This is a genomic window from Shewanella sp. (genome assembly GCF_013214165.1).
Classification (GTDB): Bacteria; Pseudomonadota; Gammaproteobacteria; order Enterobacterales; family Shewanellaceae; genus Shewanella.
Genome location: NZ_JABSSM010000021.1, coordinates 1 through 22,622, shown reverse-complemented (window position 1 = coordinate 22,622; position 22,622 = coordinate 1). Strand labels below are relative to the sequence as shown.

The 22,622-nt window shown below is 44.2% G+C and carries 18 protein-coding genes; 11 read left to right on the top strand and 7 right to left on the bottom strand.

The features are described from left to right. Positions 1–11: 11 nt before the first annotated feature. The 5 genes from thrC (at position 12) to HRU42_RS07535 (ending at position 6,180) form a co-directional block, all read left to right on the top strand. Positions 12–1,292, top strand: a complete 1,281-nt coding sequence (thrC, locus tag HRU42_RS07555; protein ID WP_295029969.1) for a threonine synthase — start codon at positions 12–14, stop codon at positions 1,290–1,292. A gap of 260 nt (positions 1,293–1,552) precedes the next feature. Further along, positions 1,553–1,849, top strand: coding sequence for a hypothetical protein (locus HRU42_RS07550; protein WP_295029967.1), 297 nt, complete (start codon positions 1,553–1,555; stop codon positions 1,847–1,849). 368 nt (positions 1,850–2,217) lie between these two features. Then, the gene (locus HRU42_RS07545) at positions 2,218–4,266 is read left to right on the top strand and encodes an ATP-binding protein (RefSeq protein WP_295029966.1); all 2,049 of its coding nucleotides are present in this window, start codon (positions 2,218–2,220) and stop codon (positions 4,264–4,266) included. 122 nt (positions 4,267–4,388) lie between these two features. Beyond that, positions 4,389–5,486 carry a response regulator transcription factor gene (locus tag HRU42_RS07540; protein WP_295029964.1) on the top strand — a complete coding sequence of 366 codons (1,098 nt, stop codon included), beginning with the start codon at positions 4,389–4,391 and terminating at the stop codon, positions 5,484–5,486. A gap of 157 nt (positions 5,487–5,643) precedes the next feature. Continuing rightward, on the top strand, positions 5,644–6,180 hold the full coding sequence (locus tag HRU42_RS07535; protein ID WP_295029962.1) for a hemerythrin domain-containing protein: 537 nt from the start codon (positions 5,644–5,646) through the stop codon (positions 6,178–6,180). Positions 6,181–6,370: 190 nt separating this feature from the next. Here the strand turns inward: HRU42_RS07535 and HRU42_RS07530 are convergent, their stop codons facing one another. From HRU42_RS07530 to HRU42_RS07510, 5 genes are all read right to left on the bottom strand, one after another. Further along, complete coding sequence (locus tag HRU42_RS07530) at positions 6,371–6,556, bottom strand: DUF3545 family protein (RefSeq protein ID WP_144047688.1); 186 nt, start codon at positions 6,554–6,556, stop codon at positions 6,371–6,373. 234 nt (positions 6,557–6,790) lie between these two features. After that, a complete protein-coding gene (pgi, locus tag HRU42_RS07525) occupies positions 6,791–8,428 on the bottom strand; it encodes a glucose-6-phosphate isomerase (RefSeq protein ID WP_295029959.1) in 1,638 nt (545 codons plus the stop codon). A 14-nt stretch (positions 8,429–8,442) separates the two neighbouring features. Continuing rightward, positions 8,443–9,399: a transaldolase gene (tal, locus tag HRU42_RS07520; RefSeq protein ID WP_295029957.1), complete on the bottom strand. Its 957-nt coding sequence runs from the start codon at positions 9,397–9,399 to the stop codon at positions 8,443–8,445. 383 nt (positions 9,400–9,782) lie between these two features. Next, positions 9,783–10,874, bottom strand: coding sequence for an OmpA family protein (locus tag HRU42_RS07515; RefSeq protein WP_295029955.1), 1,092 nt, complete (start codon positions 10,872–10,874; stop codon positions 9,783–9,785). Positions 10,875–11,130: 256 nt separating this feature from the next. Then, on the bottom strand, positions 11,131–13,497 hold the full coding sequence (locus HRU42_RS07510; protein ID WP_295029954.1) for a phosphoketolase family protein: 2,367 nt from the start codon (positions 13,495–13,497) through the stop codon (positions 11,131–11,133). Between the two features lie 425 nt (positions 13,498–13,922). Between HRU42_RS07510 and HRU42_RS07505 the strand changes: the two genes are divergently transcribed. The 4 genes from HRU42_RS07505 (at position 13,923) to HRU42_RS07490 (ending at position 18,304) form a co-directional block, all read left to right on the top strand. Beyond that, complete coding sequence (locus HRU42_RS07505) at positions 13,923–15,365, top strand: sodium:alanine symporter family protein (RefSeq protein ID WP_295029953.1); 1,443 nt, start codon at positions 13,923–13,925, stop codon at positions 15,363–15,365. A gap of 124 nt (positions 15,366–15,489) precedes the next feature. Further along, positions 15,490–16,266: a peroxide stress protein YaaA gene (yaaA, locus tag HRU42_RS07500; protein WP_295029952.1), complete on the top strand. Its 777-nt coding sequence runs from the start codon at positions 15,490–15,492 to the stop codon at positions 16,264–16,266. Positions 16,267–17,572: 1,306 nt separating this feature from the next. Continuing rightward, positions 17,573–17,962, top strand: a complete 390-nt coding sequence (locus HRU42_RS07495; RefSeq protein WP_295029950.1) for a hypothetical protein — start codon at positions 17,573–17,575, stop codon at positions 17,960–17,962. Positions 17,963–18,076: 114 nt separating this feature from the next. After that, positions 18,077–18,304 carry a hypothetical protein gene (locus HRU42_RS07490; protein ID WP_295029949.1) on the top strand — a complete coding sequence of 76 codons (228 nt, stop codon included), beginning with the start codon at positions 18,077–18,079 and terminating at the stop codon, positions 18,302–18,304. A gap of 302 nt (positions 18,305–18,606) precedes the next feature. Here the strand turns inward: HRU42_RS07490 and HRU42_RS07485 are convergent, their stop codons facing one another. Continuing rightward, positions 18,607–19,167 carry a TetR/AcrR family transcriptional regulator gene (locus HRU42_RS07485; protein ID WP_295029947.1) on the bottom strand — a complete coding sequence of 187 codons (561 nt, stop codon included), beginning with the start codon at positions 19,165–19,167 and terminating at the stop codon, positions 18,607–18,609. Between the two features lie 176 nt (positions 19,168–19,343). Here HRU42_RS07485 and HRU42_RS07480 point away from each other — a divergent pair, with 176 nt between their 5' ends. After that, positions 19,344–19,871 (top strand): HPP family protein, encoded by a 528-nt coding sequence (locus HRU42_RS07480; protein ID WP_295029946.1) that lies wholly within the window; start codon positions 19,344–19,346, stop codon positions 19,869–19,871. Between the two features lie 999 nt (positions 19,872–20,870). Next, positions 20,871–21,326, top strand: coding sequence for a hypothetical protein (locus HRU42_RS07475; protein ID WP_295029945.1), 456 nt, complete (start codon positions 20,871–20,873; stop codon positions 21,324–21,326). A 233-nt stretch (positions 21,327–21,559) separates the two neighbouring features. Here HRU42_RS07475 and HRU42_RS07470 read toward each other — a convergent pair whose 3' ends face one another. Beyond that, positions 21,560–22,540, bottom strand: a complete 981-nt coding sequence (locus tag HRU42_RS07470) for a transposase (protein WP_295029943.1) — start codon at positions 22,538–22,540, stop codon at positions 21,560–21,562. Positions 22,541–22,622: the final 82 nt, after the last annotated feature.

The following is a 22,622-nucleotide window of genomic DNA, read 5'->3' as shown; positions in this document are numbered from 1 at the left end:
GGTTATCTATTATGGAACTGTACAATTTAAAGCATCCTTCTCAGGTGGTGAGCTTTACTCAGGCACTTAAGTTAGGACTAGGCAGAGACAGAGGACTATTCTTCCCAACCGCTATCCCGGTATTGGATGATGTCGACTCACTACTGGCATTGCCGTTTGTGGCTAGGAGTAAAAAAATATTGGGGGCCTGGCTAGCCTCTGAGCTTGGACAAGATACCGTTGATAGACTGGTTGAAAATGCATTTAATTTCGAGCTCTCGTTAGCTAAAGTCGACGAAAATAGACACTGTTTAGAGCTATTCCATGGCCCTACCTTAGCCTTCAAAGACTTTGGTGCCAGGTTTATGGCTCAATGTCTAAATGAGCTGGCAGCAGACGATAAAATTAATATCCTGACCGCAACTTCCGGCGATACCGGCGCGGCGGTTGCCGATGCCTTCTTTGGCTTAGACAAGATCAAGGTTGTTGTACTCTATCCCAAGGGAAAAATAAGTCTATTGCAGGAGAAGATGTTCACCACCTTAGGTGACAACATACATACTGTCGCAGTGGAGTCGGATTTTGATGCCTGTCAGGCGCTGGTAAAGCGCGCATTCGAAGATAGCGATATCCGTGATGGCCTACATCTCAATTCGGCTAACTCGATCAATATCAGTCGCCTTCTGGCTCAAATTTGCTACTACTTCGAAGCTGTGGCTCAGTTTAAGCGCCAACATGATCAAAGTCCTGTTATCTCTGTGCCTAGCGGTAACTTTGGTAACTTAACTGCTGGTCTGTTTGCTCAAGCCATGGGCTTACCCGTTAAACGTTTTATTGCCGCCACTAACAGCAATGACACTGTGCCACGTTATCTAGATAAGGGCGATTGGTTACCTCATGCGACGGTAGGGACTATGTCCAATGCCATGGATGTTGCCGAGCCGAGTAACTGGCCCAGAGTCGAGGCCATCATAGAGAAGATGAACTGGTCACTGGCGGATATCTCTGGTGTGGCATTGTCTGAATCAGATACTTCGGCAGCACTACAAGAGTTAAATGATGCCGGTTACCTGTCGGAGCCCCACGCGGCTATTGCCGCTCAGGCATTGAATATCACCATGACTGAAGCTGAGAAAGGTATCTTTTTAGGGACCGCTCACCCGGCTAAATTTAAAGATGTTGTCGATCGTGAACTCGGCATCAATTTACCTCTGCCCCCCGAGTTAGCGGCAGTCGCAGATAAAGACATCTTGTCTGTCACCTTAGATGACAATTTTGCCGAGCTGAAGGCCCATCTATTTAAAGTGTTATAAACCTGACTCGCTGAAACATAAACTAAAGAGGGTATTAACCCTCTTTTTTTATGAACCACAAGTGTGTTGTTTATGTTTTTATTGTGGTTTTTTAGTGCTTTGACATGTACTACAGATCCGCTTTTGCAGTTACTGCCCCTTGCTCGTTACCTCTGTATCACCTTGTAACCTACCCTTGATTTTTACTGTGATCTGGATCACGTTTATGCTGGGTGAATTTTTATATCTTGCGCCACAGTTTATCCAAAAGGTTTTATACGGTGTTAAAATTTATAACTGCTTTGCTTGCCAGTTGCCTCCTTTTAGGTTGCGCAACTTCAGAGGAACAACAAGAGTTTTACTACCGCATCAATGAAGCTTACGATTTCGAAGTCACCCATTGCGATAGTTTCGCCATGGCCAGAGGTAAGGGAAGAGGCGAGTTTGCATTAAAAGATGCAAAGATGCAGGCGAAAAGTTACGGCGAGGAGATTGGCGGCACCCATATTGTCTGGCTACAGGTCGATGAAGAAGAGGAGACCAAGGTGATTGCAGTTGTCTATAAATGTCTGCTGTAGCTAATCTCCCACTCACCTTGGGTTAAACTGTGTAGCCAGTTTATCTCCCGAGGCCATATATCGGCGTTAATCGTCTCTACCACCATTTGGATTCTCTTCGCAGTCGGGGTCATGATAAAGCCAAAGCCGGCTTGGCCAATATGACCCAATCCCAGCGACTCATGTGTGTTGACTCTGCTGTTCAGCGGCGTCTTACTGCCATTAACTGGGCCTCTTCGTCGAGAAGAAAGAATTAGTTACAAGCTTTGCCACTAATATTGTCGCGAATTATCCAAGCTTTACTATGCTTTATTCAATTCTGCTATTTGAACTATGTTTATAAAATGCAGCTGCGATAACTTCATGGATAATAGGGAACGGAATCTACAGTGTTTAAAGAATTCTCTCCAACCGATATTAACCCCCTTTGGCCCAGACTCTTGGCCGAGCTAGGAAAACTACAAGCAAATTTCATCAATGGCGCAGACATACTCCTGCCCCTGTGCCGCATATTAGCGGAAGTCAGCCAATCTCAAGCGGTAATGATTATTCCTAAAGACACACTGGACAGCGACGATATGCCTGCTACTGCCACATGCTGGTGTCGAGATCCCGTTCGCTATTTAACCCTATGGAAAGAAGCTAAGGCTTGGCCGTTTTCCAATCAGGAACCTATAATTCATCGTTGGCAGTCTTTCGTTATCTGGCCAGCAAAGCGAGTCAATATACAGATATTTTTTCATTCATCCAGCGAGCAATGGTTGTCATTTTTATTAAGTTCAAGCGATCTTTTGTCAGATATTATCATGGGGATGTTGCTACAAGAGTCGCTTGGTTGGCAAGAGAGAAACAGAGCCGTCAACTCAGTAGATAGCGAGATGTTTCAATCTATAGTCAGTAACAGTGAAGACCTGATTTTAGTCGCTAGCCGCTCCCCATTTGGGGTACCCAGTATCATGTACGCCAATGCGGCGGCGACCAGTATCAGTCACTATCCACGCAGTCAGCTCATAGGCAAACCCATCACTCTGTTATTTCAAGAGGAGCTGAATCAATCCGTGGCTGGTGGCCAAGAGAGTGAGCTGCTACAAGCGATTAATGCGCGACGAGAGTTTGATGGAGAGCTTATCTGTAGTAAGGCCGATAATGAGACGGCTGTGCTACATATGCATCTGGTCGCGTTGGAGGAACGCAGTCAACATGGCAGCTTGTTTGCGCTAGTAGGCAGAGATATTACCGAGCATAAGCAACTGCAGCAGATCATGGCGCGGACTCAAAAAATGCAGGCCATGGGACAGTTAGTCGGTGGCATAGCCCATGATTTTAATAATATTCTCGGAGTATTGAAGGGCAATCTGGAGTTAATGGGACTTAAGAATAATGAGGAGAAAATAGCCCGTCATCTTGCCACAGCCTTCAAAGCATGCCAGAGGGGAACTGATCTGACTAGGCGTCTACTGCAGTTTTCTAGGCAGGAGCAATTCAGTGCCAACCTATATCAGGTCAATGATGTTATTGAAGGTATCGAGGAGCTGATAGGTAAATCTTTAACCTCCCAGATCTGCCTCATATTAGAGCCTGGGCAAGCACTGGATGAGATTCTTGTCGATCGTGGCGATCTGGAGGATGCGTTATTAAATCTTGTCTTAAATGCAAGAGATGCCATGGGAGGTGAAGGGAAGATAATCATACGTAGCGGTATAGAGTCTCTGACAGGGGTTCTGCCAGGTTTATGTGGTCGCCCTATGGTGGAAACCGGCCAATACATCACAGTGTCGGTATTAGATACTGGCTCAGGTATTGCTCCGCATCTATTAGAGAAAATCTTCGAACCTTTCTTCACCACCAAAGACAAGAGCGATGGCACCGGACTGGGACTCTCTATGGTTTATGGTTTTGTGAAGCGATCTAATGGCTATATGAGCGTCATTAAGTCGGATCGTTCTGGCACTGAATTCAGGCTCTGGTTCCCCGTGGCGAAACAGAAGGGGCGGCAAGTGCAAGCTGTGGTTGAGAGACCCGCTGCTCCTAAGGTATCTCAGAGTCTTAAAGTCTTGATTGTCGATGATGAAGCGGACTTGTTGAATGTCTTGCAAGATTATTGTGAGATCTTGGGTATGGAAGTCGAAGCATATTCAGAGCCTTTAGTGGTAAGGGAAAAATATCAAGCAGGACTTAAAGGCATTGATTTATTGATCACCGATGTACTCATGCCTGGTGGAATTAATGGTTATGAGTTGGCCAAGGAACTCAGTGCTAAGGCAGATATTCCGGTACTGCTTATCTCTGGATTTATTGGTGATATAGGGTTAACCAGTAACGAGGATATGCCCTATCAGGTGTTGCATAAACCGTTCGCTATCGATGGTTTGGTTGGGGCACTGCAACAGCTTGGTATTCACTTTTCTCAGCGCACAGAGAAAGAGTTCGATACATGATGCTGGGGGGATATAGTCCATCTAGATCTAACACAAGGATGTTATAGGCATGAATCAATGAGTATTAACTGTTTGGACGTCATTGCAACGAACAATGGCTGCAATTCGAGAGGGATTTTGTGATGGAAGAGATATTAGTATGGATTGTTGATGATGATGAAGATTATTGTGCGCTGATCCAGGAAGTGCTTAATGATCATTATCAGGTTGCTGTGTTCCATGATGCGAGTACATATCGAGAATCTTTAATTGATATCACCCCAGATCTTGTGTTGATGGACATCAATTTACCGGATGTGAGTGGTATCGAACTTTGTCAGGAACTCACAGAGTCAGGCAAAGACAGTGCGGTTATTTTTGTCTCTGGAATGAATACGTTAGAGGAGAGACTCAGAGCCTATGATGTTAGCGCTGTGGATTTTATTGCCAAGCCTTTCGAGATAAAAGAACTTCTGGCAAAAGTTCAGGCTGTGGCTTCCTATCAGTCAAAGAGGCGTTCACTCGTTCAGGCAGAATCTATGTCGAGGAATATGGCGTTTCAGTCTATGACCGAATCGTCTCAATACGGCGCCGTGTTACAGTTTTTTAGGCAATGTTTTTTATGCCAAAATTTTCAGAGTCTGGCCGATGCCTTCTTTGACCTGATGCAACAACTCAACCTTAATACCTGCCTGGAGATAAGAGATACTGAGGTGCATTACTTTGCTCCTCAGCATGCTGATATCAGTCCGATTGAAGCGAATATTCTGGAGTTACTGGATAAGCACGGACGTTTATATGATTTTGGCAGCCGCACAATCTGTAATGACAAGCATGTCTCCTTCTTGATAAAGAATATGCCGGTGGATGATGAAGTCCTCTATGGACGGCTCAGGGACATCATTGCCGTTATTGTCGAGGGGCTGGAGGCCAGGGTGATGGATATCGGTCGTCAACAGACACTTGAGCATGTATTTGTGGAGATACAAGCCCTGCTTGGTAAGATTAACGGCGCAATCTTAGAACATGATGAGAAGTTCAGTGCAGCATTAACAGGAATGACCACAGAGATCCGTAGTAGTTTCCATGTACTCGATATGACCGAGGAGCAGGAGCATTATTTTGCCTCACTGCTGGAGCGAAACTTAAAGCAAGCCAATTCGGCTGGAGATGCCTTCTATCGTTTACAGGGCTCATTAAAGACGGTGAAGAATTTTGTCGAATCCAGTGTTGCCTCATAGGTAAATAATAATTACCATTTGATTTAATTAATTTAAATCCTCCCTACTTCATTGCTATTAATCAGAACGCCTTAATAATCACCTTTGAACTATTGGGCGTTTTTTCATCTATTTACTAGTATTGTATATATAAGATATTCGGATGATGGAGACAAGTATGCTGACAAGGCTTAATCATGATCATAAGCATATCGCGATATTACTCAATATTCTGCAGGTAAAACACAACAGATTAGCTCAGGGTGAAGCGGTTAACTTTAATCTTATCAGGGATGTTGTTGAGTATATGCAGAGTTATGCCGAGCATAGCCATCACCCTTTAGAAGATATTATTTATAGTTACTATCTAAAGAAAATAACTCAGACGGGGACTAACAAGCTGGCTGAGCAACATCAGGGCTTGATTGAGGCCTCGGCTGCTTTAATGGCATCACTAAATCTCATATTAAGTGATGTCGTCGTCTCTAGAGAGCAGTTGGTACTGGATCTTAAGGCATATGTTATCTTGCAAGAAGATCATATGTTGTTTGAAGAAAGCGATATATTTCCGCGATGGGCGGAGGTGTTAGATCAAACTGATTGGCAGGAGATACAAGCCCTTTGCTCACTGAAACTCATCGATGATCCGCTATTTAGTGATAATGACAATGCGCTATTCGAGGAGCTAAGAGATTACATCACTAGAGATGAGTAGAAGATCCTAGGAAATAGACATAAGTGTTTATTACGCGAAATCCAGACACAAAGTAAATTTCTATCCATGACCTCCATGGATGGAGGGAATGTCATCTAGATGCCAGGAGCATCTTTGACCCATGGGAAATTTACATAAGTGTTCCAGACACAAAAAAGAGCGCGTTAGCGCTCTTCTTTGTTGGATTATTTTACATCAGGAGGTTGTCTAATTCACCATCGAAGTTGCTATCTATATCTTGCAGTTCTTTGAGTAAACGGTGCTTCTCTTGCAGTGCCTCAATTTCACGCCATTTGCGTTTCTTGTTGGAGCTTCTCGAGCGGCTTGGTCTTTCTATCACTGTATCTAGCGCACTACCATAATCGAGTCGATTCATGGTGACCTCCTGTTGTTGTATTTCTGTCAATCAAATAAGTACCACACTTTTTTAATAGTGTGCAACAAAAATGTTTACCTTATGTTAACAGTAGGTGATGCTTTTATGACGTTAAAGGTGATTATTTTACGTTAAGTACAAACAATATTGGCAATATTTAGGGATATGAGCTAAGGAATAAAAAAAAGCCAGTGTAAACTGGCTTTTTTATCATCAGGGGATTTGCAGCGTGATCTAGATAGCTCCTTGCCTGAACATATTGATAAGACCATTACTCGAGCTGTCCAGCTCACTTGCATCTTGCTCAGCTCCGAGTCTGGCTAAAACATCATTACCTAATGTTTTACCTAGCTCGACGCCCCATTGATCGAATGAGTTGATGTTCCAAATTGCGCCCTGAACGAAGGTTCTGTGCTCATAGAGTGCGATTAGGGAACCTAGAGTTGCAGGCGTCAGCTTGTCCATTAATAGGGTATTGCTTGGCTTGTTACCTTGCATCTCTTTATGCTTGGCTAAGGTACTTTTTTCATCATTCGAAAGCGCACTGGCTTCAAGCTCGGCTAAGGCTTCTGCATAAGAGCGCCCTTGCATCAGTGCCTGGGTTTGACCAAAACAGTTTGATGCCAGTTGGATATGATGCTCTCCTAAGGGATTATGGCTCTTGAGAGGCATAATAAAATCGGCAGGAATGAGCGCCGTGCCTTGATGCAACAGCTGGTGATAGGCGTGTTGACCGTTAGTGCCTTCACCGCCCCAGATAACCGGCCCAGTGCTGAAGTCGACGGCAGTGCCATCTAAGGTGACCGACTTACCATTACTCTCCATGTCTAGCTGCTGGAAATAGGCGGGAAGTCCTCTCAGATAATGATCATAGGTCAATACCACATGGGACTGAGCATTATGGAAGTTGCCGTACAGTAGTGAAAATAGTCCCATAATTACCGGCATGTTTTCTGCTAGCGGCGTGTTGGCAAAATGCTTATCCATCTTATGAGCACCATCAAGCAGTTCATGGAAGTTATCCATGCCTATCATCAATGCTATGGGCAAGCCTATGGCTGACCAGAGTGAATAACGACCGCCAACCCAATCCCACATAGGGAAGATATTATCGGCATCGATACCGAACTCTGTCGCTTTTGCTACATTGGAGGTGACAGCAACAAAATGCTGAGCGATATCCGTTTGACTCGCCCCCTTGCTTATGAACCAATCTTTAGCGCTTAAGGTGTTAGTCAAGGTTTCTTGAGTACTGAAAGACTTAGATGACATGATAAACAGGGTCGTTTCTGCATCGAGAGGCTTAAGCTTCTCGGTGATGGACGTGCCATCCACATTACCAACGAAGTGACAGTTAAGCGCTTTATTCCAATAAGGTCTGAGCGCTTGAGACACTATCTTAGGCCCTAAGAAGGAACCGCCGATACCGATACTGACGATATCTGTGATCGACTTGCCTGTGTAGCCTTTCCAGTTTCCGGAAGTGATTGCAGTGACAAATGTCGCCATTTGAGCTTGAGTCTGCTGAACTTCTTCGACAATATTGATACCGTCCAGAAAGATCTTTTGCTCAGGCTTTGCGCGCAGTGCGGTATGTAGCACCGCACGTTTTTCGGTGGTGTTGATCGCATCACCGTCAAACATAGCCTTGATTTTAGACGCAAGCTTAGTTTCGTCTGCAAGCTTGAATAATAGAGATAAGGTCTCATTATTTGCCCTGTTTTTGGAGTAATCCAAAAACAGGCCACAAGCCGAAGTCGACATAGTGTCGAACCTGAGTTTATCTTGTTCAAAAAGCGTTCTCATATGAGGCAAAGTCTTGGTGTGAGCCTTTAGCTCATTCCAAGTCTGACTCTGGGTTAGCTCAGTCATCCCGTCTTACTCCTTCAAAAGGTCAGTTTCTCTTTCAGCATCACTTCGAGCTTAGCTTGGTCGATGGCGAAGTTTCTGATGCCTTCGGCTAGTTTTTCAACCGCCATAGGGTCTTCATTAAATTCCCAGCGAAATTGTGCCTCTGTCAGTGGCTCGCCGGCTGCAACAGATGGCTCAACAGGCACCAGTTTACGCACAACCTGAACCTGTGAATTTGCCATGTCTTCGAGTAGTGCAGGGCCTATTGTTAGACGATCACAGCCCGCAAGCTCGAGGATTTCACCCGTGTTGCGGAAGCTGGCGCCCATGACGACTGTGTTGAAGCCATGACATTTGTAATAGTTATAGATCTCGGTAACAGAAACTACACCTGGGTCTTCACTAGCACTGTAGTCCTGACCTGTGTCTTTCTTATACCAATCTAAGATCCTGCCGACAAACGGTGAGATAAGATAAACACCGGCTTCTGCACAAGCACGGGCCTGAGCAAAGCTAAATAGTAGAGTTAGGTTACAGTTAATGCCTTCTTGCTCTAGCTGCTTAGCGGCGCAGATGCCTTCCCATGTGGAAGCTAGCTTGATCAGAATACGTGACTTATCTATGCCAGCTTCTTGATACAGTTTAATCAGTTTATGGGCTTTTTCGATCGAACCAGCTTGGTCGAAAGAGAGTCTTGCGTCGACTTCGGTGGAGATACGACCAGGAACGATCTTTAAGATCTCTACGCCAATATTGACCGCAAGCTTGTCACCCGCATCTTCGAGCTGTTGCTCAATTACATCACTTTGTGATTGAGCCCAAGTGATAGCGTTGTCGATTAGATGGCCATAATCTGGGATCTGGGCTGCTTTTAATATGAGAGACGGATTGGTGGTCGCGTCTTGTGGTTGGTAACGCTTGATGGCCTCAATGTCACCCGTATCGGCGACTATGGTGGTAAAAGATTTCAATTGCTCGAGTGTATTAGCCATATAAATAACATCCTTCTTAAGAAGCAGCTTAAGGTTTGTGATTGCTTGAGAGTATTAGAAGCGATTTTGATGATATTTCCAACCGTAAATGAGTAAAACTTACAGAAAAGTTGTAAAATATCAGTAAAAGCGTTTTTTAATAGCCAGTTCACGCTCAATGTTAATCAAAAATAGGTAGCTGAGAGTATAGCGTGTCAGTTGATTTTGACTATAGATAAAATCCATCTTTACCATTACAGGGGGGATTACACTCTGGATAAGAATGAATGACACATGGGGAGCTATCCCCATCGGCATGAGTGCCATTATTTAGCTTGTTCTCGCATCATAAATAAAATCGCTGCATCAGGCAGCGATTTTTATGTATCGACAAGAGAGAGTGATTACTTGATCACGGCTTCTCTTTTTACGCCGGTGACGTGAGCTTCGATACGACGGTTAGCCTTGTTTGCTGCGGCGCTGTTACCTTGGATAACAGCTTGTGTGATACCGAAACCTTTAGCTTCAACGCGATCTTGGCTAATGCCATACTTCTCGACAAGAATCTTAGCCACGGCTTTCGCACGCTTGTCTGATAAGGCCATGTTGTAGTCCGCTTTACCTACATCTGAAGCGTGACCCGAGATCAACACTGTCGATTCAGGCTTCTTGTTCATGTAAGTTGCCAGCTTTTCAATACGCTCGAAAGACTCAGTCTCTACCACTGCAGAGTTATTCGCGAACTGGATAGAGCCCATATCGCGCTGCTCGGTAGTCTCAGAATAGATAGTACAACCTTTCGCATCAACCTTGTGATTGGCTGCAGTGTCTGGACACTGATCCATATCATCGGTGACGCCATCGTTATCAGAATCGACAACAACAGCGGCAACAATAACAGTAGCTGGAGTACCGAAACGATAGCTAAGCTCTAGGCCCCAGTAGTTGCTTTCCATAGCCAGTGTGTTCCACTTGTCATCATCTAGGTTTTCGTAACGACGATATTTGGCCTGAAGCTTTAGATTTTCGGTGATGTTATAACCAATACCAGCCCCAATGTAAGGTGCAATACCGCTGTCACTGTAATACTCACTGCCATATTCTTTATTGTTCGACAGCGTGTAGTTCATCGCACCGGCTTCAGCCGATAGGCTCCAGCGGTCAGCAATTGGCCAGAAACCTACGACTCCCAAGCTCAAGCCTTTAGCGCCAACATCATTCATTTTATTGGCATAATCTATCCACTCGGCACGGCCAAGATCGCGATAACCTAATTCAACACCGAAATAGTCGTTGAAGAGGTAACCCGCAAACACATCCCATGCGTAAGGATCATCTTTGCCACAGCTCTTCATGGTCTTCATGTCGCAATTTGGCTGGTAATTATTTACGCCAAGACCGCCGCCGACATACCAGGGGGTGAGTTCTTGAGCCGCGTTAGCAGCGAAAGGGAGCATTGAAGTCAACAGAATAGCTTTCAATGTATTGTTCATCATTTCAAATCCTTAGTGACTGTTCCTTTCCCTAATAGTGTTTCACCTCTTGGTGAAACGGTGCCAGCACCTCTGTAGGGAAATATGGGGTTTAATCGCTAGCGGGTATTATTGTTGATTAAATTATAGGCGTCCCTAGGTATTAATATGATTTAGAACATTCAAATTATAGTTTTAAAGCATAAAAAAAGGTGCATTCTAAAAAAAATGCACCTAGTTATCTGGTTAATATATTTTTAAGATGTTGATTTTGTTGTTGCTATCGGGTCCAGATCCAGTTATCTAGGCTGATGGGGTCGACACCGTTTTCCTTGATATAATTTCTGTGTTCCACCAGACGCTGGAGCATATCTGTGGTGATGGTGACATGTTGTGTCTCATCGATAACACCTTGCTGGAACAGCTTGTAAGCCATGTCGATAACGAGATGGTAACGCGAGGTCCCGTTTCTGACACCCATATCGAATGGTGTCGTGGTAGAGCCTTCCTCTTCATAGCCCTTGATTCTGAATCTGTCATTGCCTTTATAATCGAATACCAGTTTCTTGATGGTGTTCGGGTAGCCATGGTAGTTAAAGATAACGCCCTTATCGGCCGTGAATACTTCATCCATCAACCAAGGCTTGCTCTGGAAGTCTAAGCTACCAAGACCACTACTGGTGAGTTCGGTGACACTGACGAAACGAATACGAACGCGAGGCAAGATTTCTCTGATCAATACCAGAGCTGCCATGGCTTCTTGGGTGACGTAATCACCACAACCGACCAGGACGACATCAGGGTTTTCATCGGAAGCGAAGTCCCAAACCATGACACCATTTTTCGCCTGTGCGCGTGCTTCATCGAGTGATAGCCATTGTGGCAAGTCTTTCTTGCCGGCAACTATGATGTTCAACTTATCTCGACCCGCGTAGGCACGCTCGGTGTAAACCAGAGTGGTGTTACCATCTGCCGGCAGATAAGCTGAGATGATCTTCGGATGCTTCTCAAGCATGGCGCCTAAGAATGAAGGGTTCTGATGCGAGTAACCGTTGTGATCTTGGCGTTCTAGCAGCGAAGAGAGCACCACGTTACAAGCTGGCACCGGCTTGCGGAAGTGAACGCTTTGGCTAGCATAGACATACTTACAGTATTGGTCAGCCATCGAGGAGACAACTTGTGAGAATGCCTCGTAAGTAGGGAACATGGCGTGACGCCCCGTCACTGTGTATCCATGCATCATTCCGAAGAGCAAGTTCTCGGATAATAGCTCGATGACGCGACCGTCACGGGCCATGTCGGTATCCCACTCTTCGATGGGCCACTGCCATGCTCTGTCAGTCTCTTCGAATACGGCTTGAAGCTGGTTCGAGTAAGTTTCATCAGGGCTAAAGATACGCAGATTACGTTGATCGCGGTTGAGTTTCATCGCATCACGCATCCATTCACCCATCTTGTACATGGAGTGACCACGTGTACCACGAGGTGTCTCTGGACCGTAGGCTAGTTTAGTTAGATCTGGGTTAGTCAGTGCGCGAACCACCTCACCACCGTAGCTTAAGTGTTGCTGACCACAAGTTAGCTGCTTAGGTGGGAGTAGGCTCTGGATCGCTTCATCGAAGATGAGCTCGCCTTTATCGTTAATCGAATAAAGCTCATTGAACTTATAACTGGCTAACCAGGTATCGAGTGCATCTAGGTGTCCCTTATCGGTAGCACACTTATTGACGATAACCTGATGAGATTCGCAGTTACCTTCAAGCTTCTTGCCGTTGTACTGCGCAGTACCTGTCCAACCTTTAGCGGTACGCATCAAGATGACAGGCCAGCGTGGCTTAACAACATCTTCACCGCTGCGGGCGCGTTTCTGAATGTCGGTGATCATCTCATATGACTTATCCATGGCGTTAATCATCTGCACATAGACGTCTTGTTCGAGCTCATCGTCAACTATGATCGGCTGGTAACCTAGGCCACGGAATTCAAGATCTAACTCTTCGTGGCTCATGCGGCCCATACGCGTCGGACCCGAGATCTTGTAACCATTGATATGAACGATGGGGAGTACCGCACCGTTAGTGGCAGGGTCTACTAAACGGTTGGCATACCAAGAAGCGGCCAGAGGACCGGTTTCTGATTCGCCATCGCCAATCAGACATGCTGCAATAAGGTCTGGATTATCTAACACTGCCCCCCAGGCCACAGAAAGTGAGTAACCGAGTTCGCCACCTTCAAGGATTTGTCCGGGTGCTTCCGGGTTAGCGTGTGAAGGGTAACCATAAGCTGCTGAGAACTTCTGACAGATATCTGTGATACCAGCTTCATTGTATGGAATAGTTTCAGGGTAATAGTGACTCAGAGAACCTTCCATGAATAGGTTGGCTTGTACTGCGGGGAAACCGTGACCTGGGCCTACAAGGTAGACGAATGAGCGGTTGTTTTTAACGATAAGACGGTTGATGTTAGCGTAAACAAAGTTGATCCCCGGGCAAGTGCCCCAGTGGCCTAATAGCCTAGGCTTAATATCTGTGTGTTCGAGTGAACGCTTATGCAGTACGTTCTTCTTTAGATAAATTTGCGATGTCGCTAGAAAATTAGTCGCTCTTACAAATTTCTTTAATGCGCCGATCTCTTGCTGTTGTGACATAAATAACCCCATCTATAGTAGGCAAAAATTTAATCAAAGCTTATGCCAGCCACTATATTTGTAATTTTATTACAAGAATGTGTCCTGCATCTTGTTTTTGTAAAGTCATAACATTTTAATTTTGTTGCGATTTTCTGGTGAAAAACGTGTGTGAACGGTTGCTAAGCTGACTGGAATACGTTTTAGCGTGTGATACTCGTGTTATGTAAATGATTAATTGTGACCCGGGTCACGCGAGATATTTTTGATGGTATGCTATTTTGCCGCAGGGAAAATTGGTGAGTGTGATGTAATATATTCACGAAAGCAAAACTCTAAAAGAAAGTTACCAATTTTTATCGAATAGATGGAAGAAAACTAAAACACGTTAGTCTAGGGGCTGATAGTATAAGCTACTTGATTATCATAGGGATAGAGTAATAATTATGTTTGAATCATTAATTAGTGCGGTTGAATCTGTAGTGAATGCCATTAATGGCATGTTATGGGGCAGCGTGCTTATATACGTACTGGTCGCTGCGGGTGTATTTTTTACACTTCGTCTGAGTTTTATTCAGTTTCGTTTATTTGGCCATGGTGTAAAACTGGTCATTCAAGGCCGTGAAAAGGTCGATGGAATTTCGTCATTCCAAGTTTTCTGTACCTCGATGGCGGCTCGTGTCGGTACCGGAAATATGGCCGGTGTTGCCGTCGCGATCACAGTGGGTGGTGCGGGTGCTATTTTTTGGATGTGGTTAATCGCATTATTAGGCATGGCGACATCCTTCATTGAGTCAACCTTAGCTCAAGTCTATAAAGAAAAAGACAGCGAAGGTCAGTTTCGTGGCGGTCCTGCCTATTACATGGAAAAAGGCCTAGGTAAGCGTTGGATGGGCACCTTGTTCTCCATCTTACTTATTATCGCTTTTGGCTTCGCGTTCAATGCGGCTCAAGCCAATACCATTACTGACGCCCTCAATAATGCCTTCGGTTTCGATAAGACGATTGTCGGACTCGGTATCGTACTCGCCTCTGCTTATATCATCTGTGGTGGCCTTAAGAAGGTCGCTCGTGCTTCCGAGCTGATAGTACCTGTGATGGCAGTGGCTTACCTATCGATTGCCATGCTTGTGCTGGTATTGAATATTGACCAGGTGCCCGCAGCATTGAGCTTGATCGTTAAGAGTGCATTTGGTTGGGAAGAGGCTGCTGGTGGCGCGATGGGCGCTATGATGGCGGGTATCGCTCGCGGTCTGTTTTCTAACGAAGCGGGCATGGGCAGCGCGGCCAATATTGCGGCTTCGGCCACGCCCAATCCAAACCACCCTGCGTCTCAAGGCTTCGTGCAGATGATCGGCGTTTTTGTCGATACGATTGTGATCTGTACCGCATCGGCTGCGATTATCTTGCTATCTGGTGTGTTAGACAACCCAGGGGAACAGCAGGGGATTGGACTGTTACAGTTGGCTCTGTCCAATGAGTTAGGTGGCTGGTCAGCGTATTTCATCTCTTTTGCTATTTTACTTTTCTGTTTCTCTTCAATCATTGCTAACTATAGCTATGCAGAGAGCAACATCATGTTCCTTACTAAGAGTAAGAAGGTCTTGTTTATCTTCCGCGGCGCCGTGTTAGCCATGGTGATGGCAGGCTCAGTAGCATCGCTACAGCTAGTATGGAACTTTGCCGATGTCTCTATGGGACTGATGGCACTGGTTAACATAGCAGCCATTGTCATGTTATCGAAAGTCGCCTTTGCGGTAATTAAAGATTATGAACGTCAGCTTAAAGCAGGCCAGACACCCACCTTCGATGCCAGTAAATTCCCTGAAATTAATGGCATAGAAACCAGTGAGTGGAGCGGTAAGAAAGCGGCCGAGTCAGAAGCATAAATTGTTTGAGCGCATTGATTCGCTAGAATGAATTAGCACAATCTAAAAAACCACGCTTATTAGCGTGGTTTTTTTATGTGTGCATCAGTATGATGGTCGCATCAAAGATGTGTAAGGATCGGCTATGTTAGTTTTAGTTTCACCAGCAAAAACATTAGACTATGACAACCCCGCAGGGACGGCTGAATATACCTTGCCTAAGCTTGTCGACTTCAGCGCTCAGTTAATCGAACAGTGCCGTAAATTGACGCCGGCAGAAATCGCTTCCTTGATGAAGGTGAGTGATAAAATTGCTGGTTTGAATGCGGCGCGTTTCGGCACCTGGAGCCCACACTTCACTACCGAAAATGCCAAACAAGCCTTGTATGCATTTCGCGGTGATGTGTATACCGGCCTAGATGCCGACTCTTTGCCCGCAGAAGGCATCGCACGTGCACAGAAGCATCTTAGAATACTCTCAGGCTTATATGGTCTCTTGCGTCCTCTGGACTTGATGCAGGCATATCGTTTAGAGATGGGCACCCGCTTAGCGAATGACAAGGGCACTAACCTGTATCAATTCTGGGGCAACACCATTACCGATGAGGTGAATCTAGCGCTGGAAGAGCAGGGCGATGACATACTTATCAACCTGGCTTCGAACGAATACTTCAAGGCGGTTAAGCCCAAGCTGGTGAAGGGCAGTATCATTACGCCGGTGTTTAAAGATCGTAAAAATGGTCAGTACAAGGTGATCAGTTTCTTCGCTAAGAAAGCCCGCGGCATGATGGTGCGCTATATCCTAGATCACAAGGTGAGTACCCTTGCTGAGCTGATCAAGTTTGACTGCGCGGGATACCATTACTGTGAAGCTGAATCTACCGATGCTTCTCCCGTCTTCCTGCGCGAAGAACAGCTTTAGGCAAGCCTTCGAATGAAGCTTGATTACATTTAAGTGGTTTAGCTTCTGGCTGAGTTGGTATTGGGATATTTTTTGAAGGTCGTTCCTTCATGGTTATCTATCGCCTGCCCTGGGCGAATGTGCACTCTTTACTTTGAGAAGGTTCTACGAGACGCCGGCTCTTGATTTTATAAGAGTCATCCCTATACGCTCTGCGATTTCATCCCTGAAACCGAAGCTCGTAGCCGCATCTACACCTGAATTTATCAAAGCAGGTTATTTGTTTGTTGAACCTCTATATGGGATAGCAATTCAACACTCGTCTTTCCCGCAATGCGTGTGGGCGGGGATCCAGCGGTTTGGCTAGCCTTGGAATGAAGCTAGATTACATTTTTTGGTTTATCTTTTGGCTTATTTGGTATTGGGAAGTGTGTTTGAGATCGTTCCTTCATTGTAATTTATAGCCTGCGGCGGTGCCGTGCAGGATGCACCAATGTCGTGCTCACATGGATGTGAATGAACGACCCTAATATGTAAACACTTCTGTGACACGGCACCCTCTCTAATTGACGGAAGGGTCCCTATAGCCTCTGCGACATCAAACAACGTCCGTGTTTAACAGCCAGTTCGTTATCCCTATCTCTCGCTCGGATAGTTTCACGCAGTGAAACCTCACCCTGCTGTCGAAGGTCACAGCCGCGTTCACACCTTTTATTCATCTCTTCGATTTAGGTTTTGTTGGAGGGTAGCTAACTCATTTCTGGCCCAAAGCGTGCTGGACTTGGAATGAAGGCGGATCACATTTTCTGGTTTAGCTTCTGGCTGAGTTGGTATTGAGGAGTGCGTTTGAGGTCGCTCCTTCATGGCTATCTATCACTTGCCGTGGTGCCGTGCAGGGTCTTGTATGTTCCAGACATACATTAGACATTTCCTATCTCCCCCTGATCTCGGTCCGTATAGCCTCCAGAAATGTTAACTTCTCCATAGTCGTCACCTCATTAGTCTACTGTGTTTATATTCAGGTATAACTGGGGTTGAGATAATTACTATAAAAAAGATGCATAAATCGCTGGGTTAATGCATCGATAACACGAATGTAAAAATATTAATCAAACCTTATCAATAGGTTATAATGTGGTGAAAAGCGTTATGCAGACCTCGTAAACACCCGCGCATCTTTTTTATCTGATTATTTACGGTATTCTATCTGTGAGTTATGAAATAACGAATTTACAACAACCACTTAGCGGTGATAGGCTGGCGGAAAGTTAATAAGCAGACAGGAACGTTATCCTGCTGCTAATCAATAAGCTGTTAGCTGCCTATTATGATTTCTACAAATTTTGAGAATCTTAGCTTTCATGATGCGAGTATCGAAAGCATCGAGAGAAAGAACGATAGTATTATCGTTAAACTATGCGGTGTTTTCGTGAGTCGAGAGCATCCGTGGTCACAAGGAAAGGATTGGACTTTTGATGTTGCTACTCTGAAGCTTCTTGGTGTTTCTGGTGAAGAGGCAAAGTTCTGGGATGATACTAAATCACCGAAAGTACATCCGGATCCGGATATGCCATTAGATGAAATTATGCATGCCAAATTCGAGAATGGAGTTTTTCACTTCGATGGTTTTAAAGAGACAATCCCATGGTATGAGTGGTTTGTTACAGCTGATAGGTTTGAATTAGAAATGGGTGTCCTGAATGAAAAAAGCAGTTAACAAGCGCATCATGATCGCAGCCTGCGGCTGCTGGGACGGCTTACACTTCGTTCGTTCCTCACTACGTATAATCCGCCCCATATGCGAACGTTATACACCTAAGGATAATCCAGCATGAAGCTAACCGTTATTTCACTAATCTCTATTCTTTTACTTGGCTGTGCTGCCGCGGGAGTCCCTTATACCAGTGATCCTATGACAAAGCTTGATTATGCATATCAGCTAATGAATACAGAAGGTAGAGGGCTGGCAGCAGAGAAATTAGGGTTGGAGGCTCTAACAGATTTAGATAAATCTAATAATATATATGGTGTCGCGGAAGCTCATACCTTTTTAGGATAAAGGCTTTATCGAGCCACCCATCATAAAAATGAAGCCATTGACCACAAAGGCTTTATCGAGCCACCCATCATAAAAATGAAGCCATTGACCACATGCCAGTACTGACATTGTGAGTGCTAAATGGCATATAAGGCGATGATTTATTTTAACTTAAAGTATCAAGGCGATGAGTTTGATGTAACCGTGATAAGTGGACACCCATAAGATTTTTGATACTTTAACTTCCCTCAAGTTCAACGTAGCGAATGCATGGTGCCAGTCATGATTAAACCTCTCAAATTAGAATGATAGTGCCATCCATATTAGAGGGAGTGCGGGAAATTAATTATGGCTAAAGCCTTGATTCCTTGCCTATAAATATCCTCGTGCTCGCTAACATCTCCAAATTCCGCCCTGATAATCATGCCTTCTAGAAAGGTCATTATAGCTTCAGTTTTAGTTTCAATGTCTTTTTGTCCAGGTTCGAACACAGAGTACAACTTAGATTTAAGCCAAGCCTTATGCTGTAATGCCTGCTGTACTATGGCCTCGTCTTTTCCTTTGAATTCGGCTAAGGCGTGTATGAATAAGCATCCCTTAAAATTAACGCTTCGGAACCAGCTAAAGTGCCAGTCTAAGATCGCATCTAACCTGTTGTTGGCGTCTTCCTTGATTGGTGCTGTGGCGTTTAGCTCTTCCTCAAAACGCTGGTGCCTGCGTATCAGCACGGCTTCAATCAATTTATTTTTTGAACCGAAATATCGGTACATGGACGTTTTAGAGACGCTCGCCTTATCGCGGATTAAATCTACTCCAACAGCGATATAGCCAAAGTCGTTAAACAGGGCCTCGGCGATATCCATAACATGTTCTTTTTTATTCATCAGGATATGTTATCCACTTTTTAAGGTATTGGATATTGTTTTCTGTGTACAGATCTGTATTATTCAAATGAAAGTGTACAGACTTGTACACTCAGGCCGAAATCTAGCAGAACTCAGATCGAGTCTAACTCGATTGGTTGCATGATATTGCCTCGTTTTCTAAGGGAAATAACATAATGAACAAACTAAGAGCTGGCGGCGCGTTACCACCAAAACCAACATTTATTCAATTGATGAAAGGACTGGTCGGCGGCTTTCTCGGGATCTGGGTGCTTAGTTTACTAGGGCTGTCCACCGGAGTACCTTGGCTGATGGCTCCTTTCGGTGCCACCTGTGTACTGCTTTTTGCCGCGCCAACTTCGCCCTTGGCGCAGCCTAGAAATGTCATCTTGGGTCACTTAATCACCTCAACAGTTGGCCTAATTGCCTTGCACGCGTTAGGTGACTCCATTATCGTGATGTCGTTAGCCGTCGGTGTGTCCATTATGTTGATGCAGTACTTTCGCGCGGTACATCCGCCAGCGGGTGCCAACCCTGTGGTGATAATTCTTGCGGGCCAGAGCCTAGTGGGATTCGACTATCTGATAACGCCGGTATTACTCGGCAGTACTATGCTGGTTTTGATCGCCTCAGTGATCAATAACTTGGGTGCTCAAAATAGCTGGCCAATGTACTGGTATGACATCGGTCGTAAGAAAGAATAATCACCATGCCGCAGTGTGTGGGAATTAGCTAGGGTTTCCTAGCTACTTTATGAAATCACAGCTGCTGTCAATTTATTTATCCCAAGATTTAATTTTATTTTTAATCGCATCAGATTGGTAACAGTTGCCTAGTTTAAGATAAATTTTTCCCATTATAATCGGTATTGGATAAGCCGCACTGCCGCTAGGCTATTCGTGTTCAGTCTCAGAAGCTACTGAAGAGTAAAATAGATAAACTCATGAGGCGACCCTCTACTCGTTAATGGTAAGGGTCATCTTAGAGGGCCGCTAGCCCGTTTGTTTATTACGCGAAAATTGAAATGTTGGGGTGTGAGTGATCCGATGATTGTTTGACTTGTGCCTATCTTATAACAGAATTTGTCATGGAATTTGGACAAAGATCACCTTCAGCAGCCGCAGAGAACTAAATTGAATATCAGTATACTTCATTTAATGTAGTGCTCCATCTATATTTTAGTACTTATTAATATTTTGTCGTTATCTACTTAAGTTATTAACGCGTATTCTATCAATAAAGATCTTTATTTTGTCATTTAAAGTCGTTTCATTGTTTGTAAATAATATTATGTAATTCATTGTTATTTAGCTTGTGGCTTTTGGTTTTTATCAATCGATATTGTTTGGGTCCGTATTTTTATATGGAAATGTAATAAAATTCTTTTTTCATACTGCTTATAAGACTATAATGTTTTGCTTGGCGCCTTAACTAGTCATAAATAATTTTTATGCACTAATTAACAAATTACTCTGTACTGTATTGTAGTTAATGCTGTTGAGTAACATGATTTTAGTTTAGGTTTCGGGTGCCGGTACAACACACGGTCACTATTAGTAGTGAGGCATCAAGTATTGAAATTCTTAAATTGTAAATGCTCAAAACGCTTATAATAACAAATTGTTGGCAGTAACAAAAACATCAATTATCGATAAATTATTGTCAAAGTGTGGCGATGATTTAACTTGGGATACATTCTCTATATGCACAACACATTTAATAAATTATTATCGGCGATTTTACTCATGTTTTCACTCTTTGGTTGTAATGATTCAAGCACTGACTCAAGTGCTGATTCAAATACAAGTGCTGTGCCTAAAGAATGGCTTGATAGCGACGGCGATAACTATGGCGATAACGACGATGCCTTTCAGAATGATGCTCAAGAATGGCTTGATAGCGACGGCGATAAGCAAGGTAATAACGGCGATGCCTTCCCGAATGATGCTCAAGAATGGCTAGACAGCGACGGCGATAAGCATGGTGATAACAGTGATCCTGATCTGTTAGATAATATGGGATTAGACCGAGTCTTCATTAAATATTTTGATATTGCTATTGGTGCCACAGCTGGGCAACCTGTGATAGGAAGCATCCAATTATCCGCTAATCGACGAGCCACCTTCGGCGATAGTGATTTTGCTGATAAAAAAATATAGCCACCCATTGCTAATCAAAAAAATATAGCCACCCATTGCTAATCAATAACAAATCCAGTCTAGAGCATAAATAATCAATAATATTTACCCAAAAACCCATTCGCATAGGGGAATGACATATTCAAAGTCAGCATTGCTGCAAAAAGAGGATTTAATGGGGGAAATGAGGAAATTTAAACGGCACTATTTAACCCAATTTATATTGAGCTCGTTATCAAAATAAATGATTGGAACTATTCGCCAGCTTGAAAATACTGACAACAGCTAGAGAAATGCCGTCGTCGTTTCTCTAAATGATCACAGTAGCTGGTGAGTTCTTGCAGTGTCCCCACTGGCCCATGAAATAACTTGCCAAATTCTGAGATGATTCTGATCCATATATCACTGGGAATATTTAATCTGGTTAATATCTTAGCCGTATTCGAAGAGATAGCACCTCGTTTATCATTACGAATTATTCGGCCAGTTTCATCGACTAATTCAAGGTACTCTTTTAGTGAGAAGTTGATGCCTTTAGGTTGGTTTAGGCATTCATTGCCAATAAAAGGCAGCAGTCTTTTTGGTTGTTTGCCTTTTAAAGCCGCTTTTACTCGTAATTTAAGACTGGTGTAATCTGACTGTTCTGGCGTATCAGCCATTTTGGCTCGAATAGGATTAAGGTCTACATAGGCCATACAGGCCAGCACTGCCGCTTCATCGAGCAGGGCTTGTGACTTGAACCTACCCTCCCAGAAGTGACCCGTACAATTATCCTCGATATTGGCTTTTCTAGCTATGGGCTCGTTTAATGCCCGCATAAACCAACTTATGTCACTTAATCGACTGCGATACTGGGCTATTGAATGTTTGAGGGCGGTGATTTCATCGCTTTCTATTATTTCACCTTGCACAAATTTTTGAGTGATTTCAGTCCCTTTAAACAGTTGATGCCAATGCTCAATAACCTCTCTGTCAGTCCAACGATTAGACTGATAAATATCAACATTCAACACAAGGTGTAAATGGTTAGACATCACTGCATAGGCTGCAACATCGATGGCAAAAGCACTGGTTAATGTCAGCAGTTGTGATTCAACCCAGGCACGTCGATGGTCGTAGTTTTTTCCTGTAAGATTATCATCTCCCATCAACAATGCACGCCGGCAAACACGTGAGCAGCAATGGTACCAGGAAGTGTCTTCAATACTGATTTGAGTTCTTCTGGGACGCGGCATAACGGCTCTCCTACTATAACCAATAATTAAAGCTTAGTAGGAGAACAAATTTTTAGCCTTTTACTATGGCTGGCACCATTAA

What these genes read in the sequence shown, in the direction of transcription:
- thrC (WP_295029969.1), top strand. Translation starts at nt 12, where the DNA reads ATGGAACTGTACAATTTAAAGCATCCTTCTCAGGTGGTGAGCTTTACT.
- HRU42_RS07540 (WP_295029964.1), top strand. Translation starts at nt 4,389, where the DNA reads ATGGAAGAGATATTAGTATGGATTGTTGATGATGATGAAGATTATTGT.
- HRU42_RS07535 (WP_295029962.1), top strand. Translation starts at nt 5,644, where the DNA reads ATGCTGACAAGGCTTAATCATGATCATAAGCATATCGCGATATTACTC.
- HRU42_RS07530 (WP_144047688.1), bottom strand. Translation starts at nt 6,556, where the DNA reads ATGAATCGACTCGATTATGGTAGTGCGCTAGATACAGTGATAGAAAGA.
- pgi (WP_295029959.1), bottom strand. Translation starts at nt 8,428, where the DNA reads ATGACTGAGCTAACCCAGAGTCAGACTTGGAATGAGCTAAAGGCTCAC.
- tal (WP_295029957.1), bottom strand. Translation starts at nt 9,399, where the DNA reads ATGGCTAATACACTCGAGCAATTGAAATCTTTTACCACCATAGTCGCC.
- HRU42_RS07515 (WP_295029955.1), bottom strand. Translation starts at nt 10,874, where the DNA reads ATGATGAACAATACATTGAAAGCTATTCTGTTGACTTCAATGCTCCCT.
- HRU42_RS07510 (WP_295029954.1), bottom strand. Translation starts at nt 13,497, where the DNA reads ATGTCACAACAGCAAGAGATCGGCGCATTAAAGAAATTTGTAAGAGCG.
- HRU42_RS07505 (WP_295029953.1), top strand. Translation starts at nt 13,923, where the DNA reads ATGTTTGAATCATTAATTAGTGCGGTTGAATCTGTAGTGAATGCCATT.
- yaaA (WP_295029952.1), top strand. Translation starts at nt 15,490, where the DNA reads ATGTTAGTTTTAGTTTCACCAGCAAAAACATTAGACTATGACAACCCC.
- HRU42_RS07495 (WP_295029950.1), top strand. Translation starts at nt 17,573, where the DNA reads ATGATTTCTACAAATTTTGAGAATCTTAGCTTTCATGATGCGAGTATC.
- HRU42_RS07490 (WP_295029949.1), top strand. Translation starts at nt 18,077, where the DNA reads ATGAAGCTAACCGTTATTTCACTAATCTCTATTCTTTTACTTGGCTGT.
- HRU42_RS07485 (WP_295029947.1), bottom strand. Translation starts at nt 19,167, where the DNA reads ATGAATAAAAAAGAACATGTTATGGATATCGCCGAGGCCCTGTTTAAC.
- HRU42_RS07480 (WP_295029946.1), top strand. Translation starts at nt 19,344, where the DNA reads ATGAACAAACTAAGAGCTGGCGGCGCGTTACCACCAAAACCAACATTT.
- HRU42_RS07475 (WP_295029945.1), top strand. Translation starts at nt 20,871, where the DNA reads ATGCACAACACATTTAATAAATTATTATCGGCGATTTTACTCATGTTT.
- HRU42_RS07470 (WP_295029943.1), bottom strand. Translation starts at nt 22,540, where the DNA reads ATGCCGCGTCCCAGAAGAACTCAAATCAGTATTGAAGACACTTCCTGG.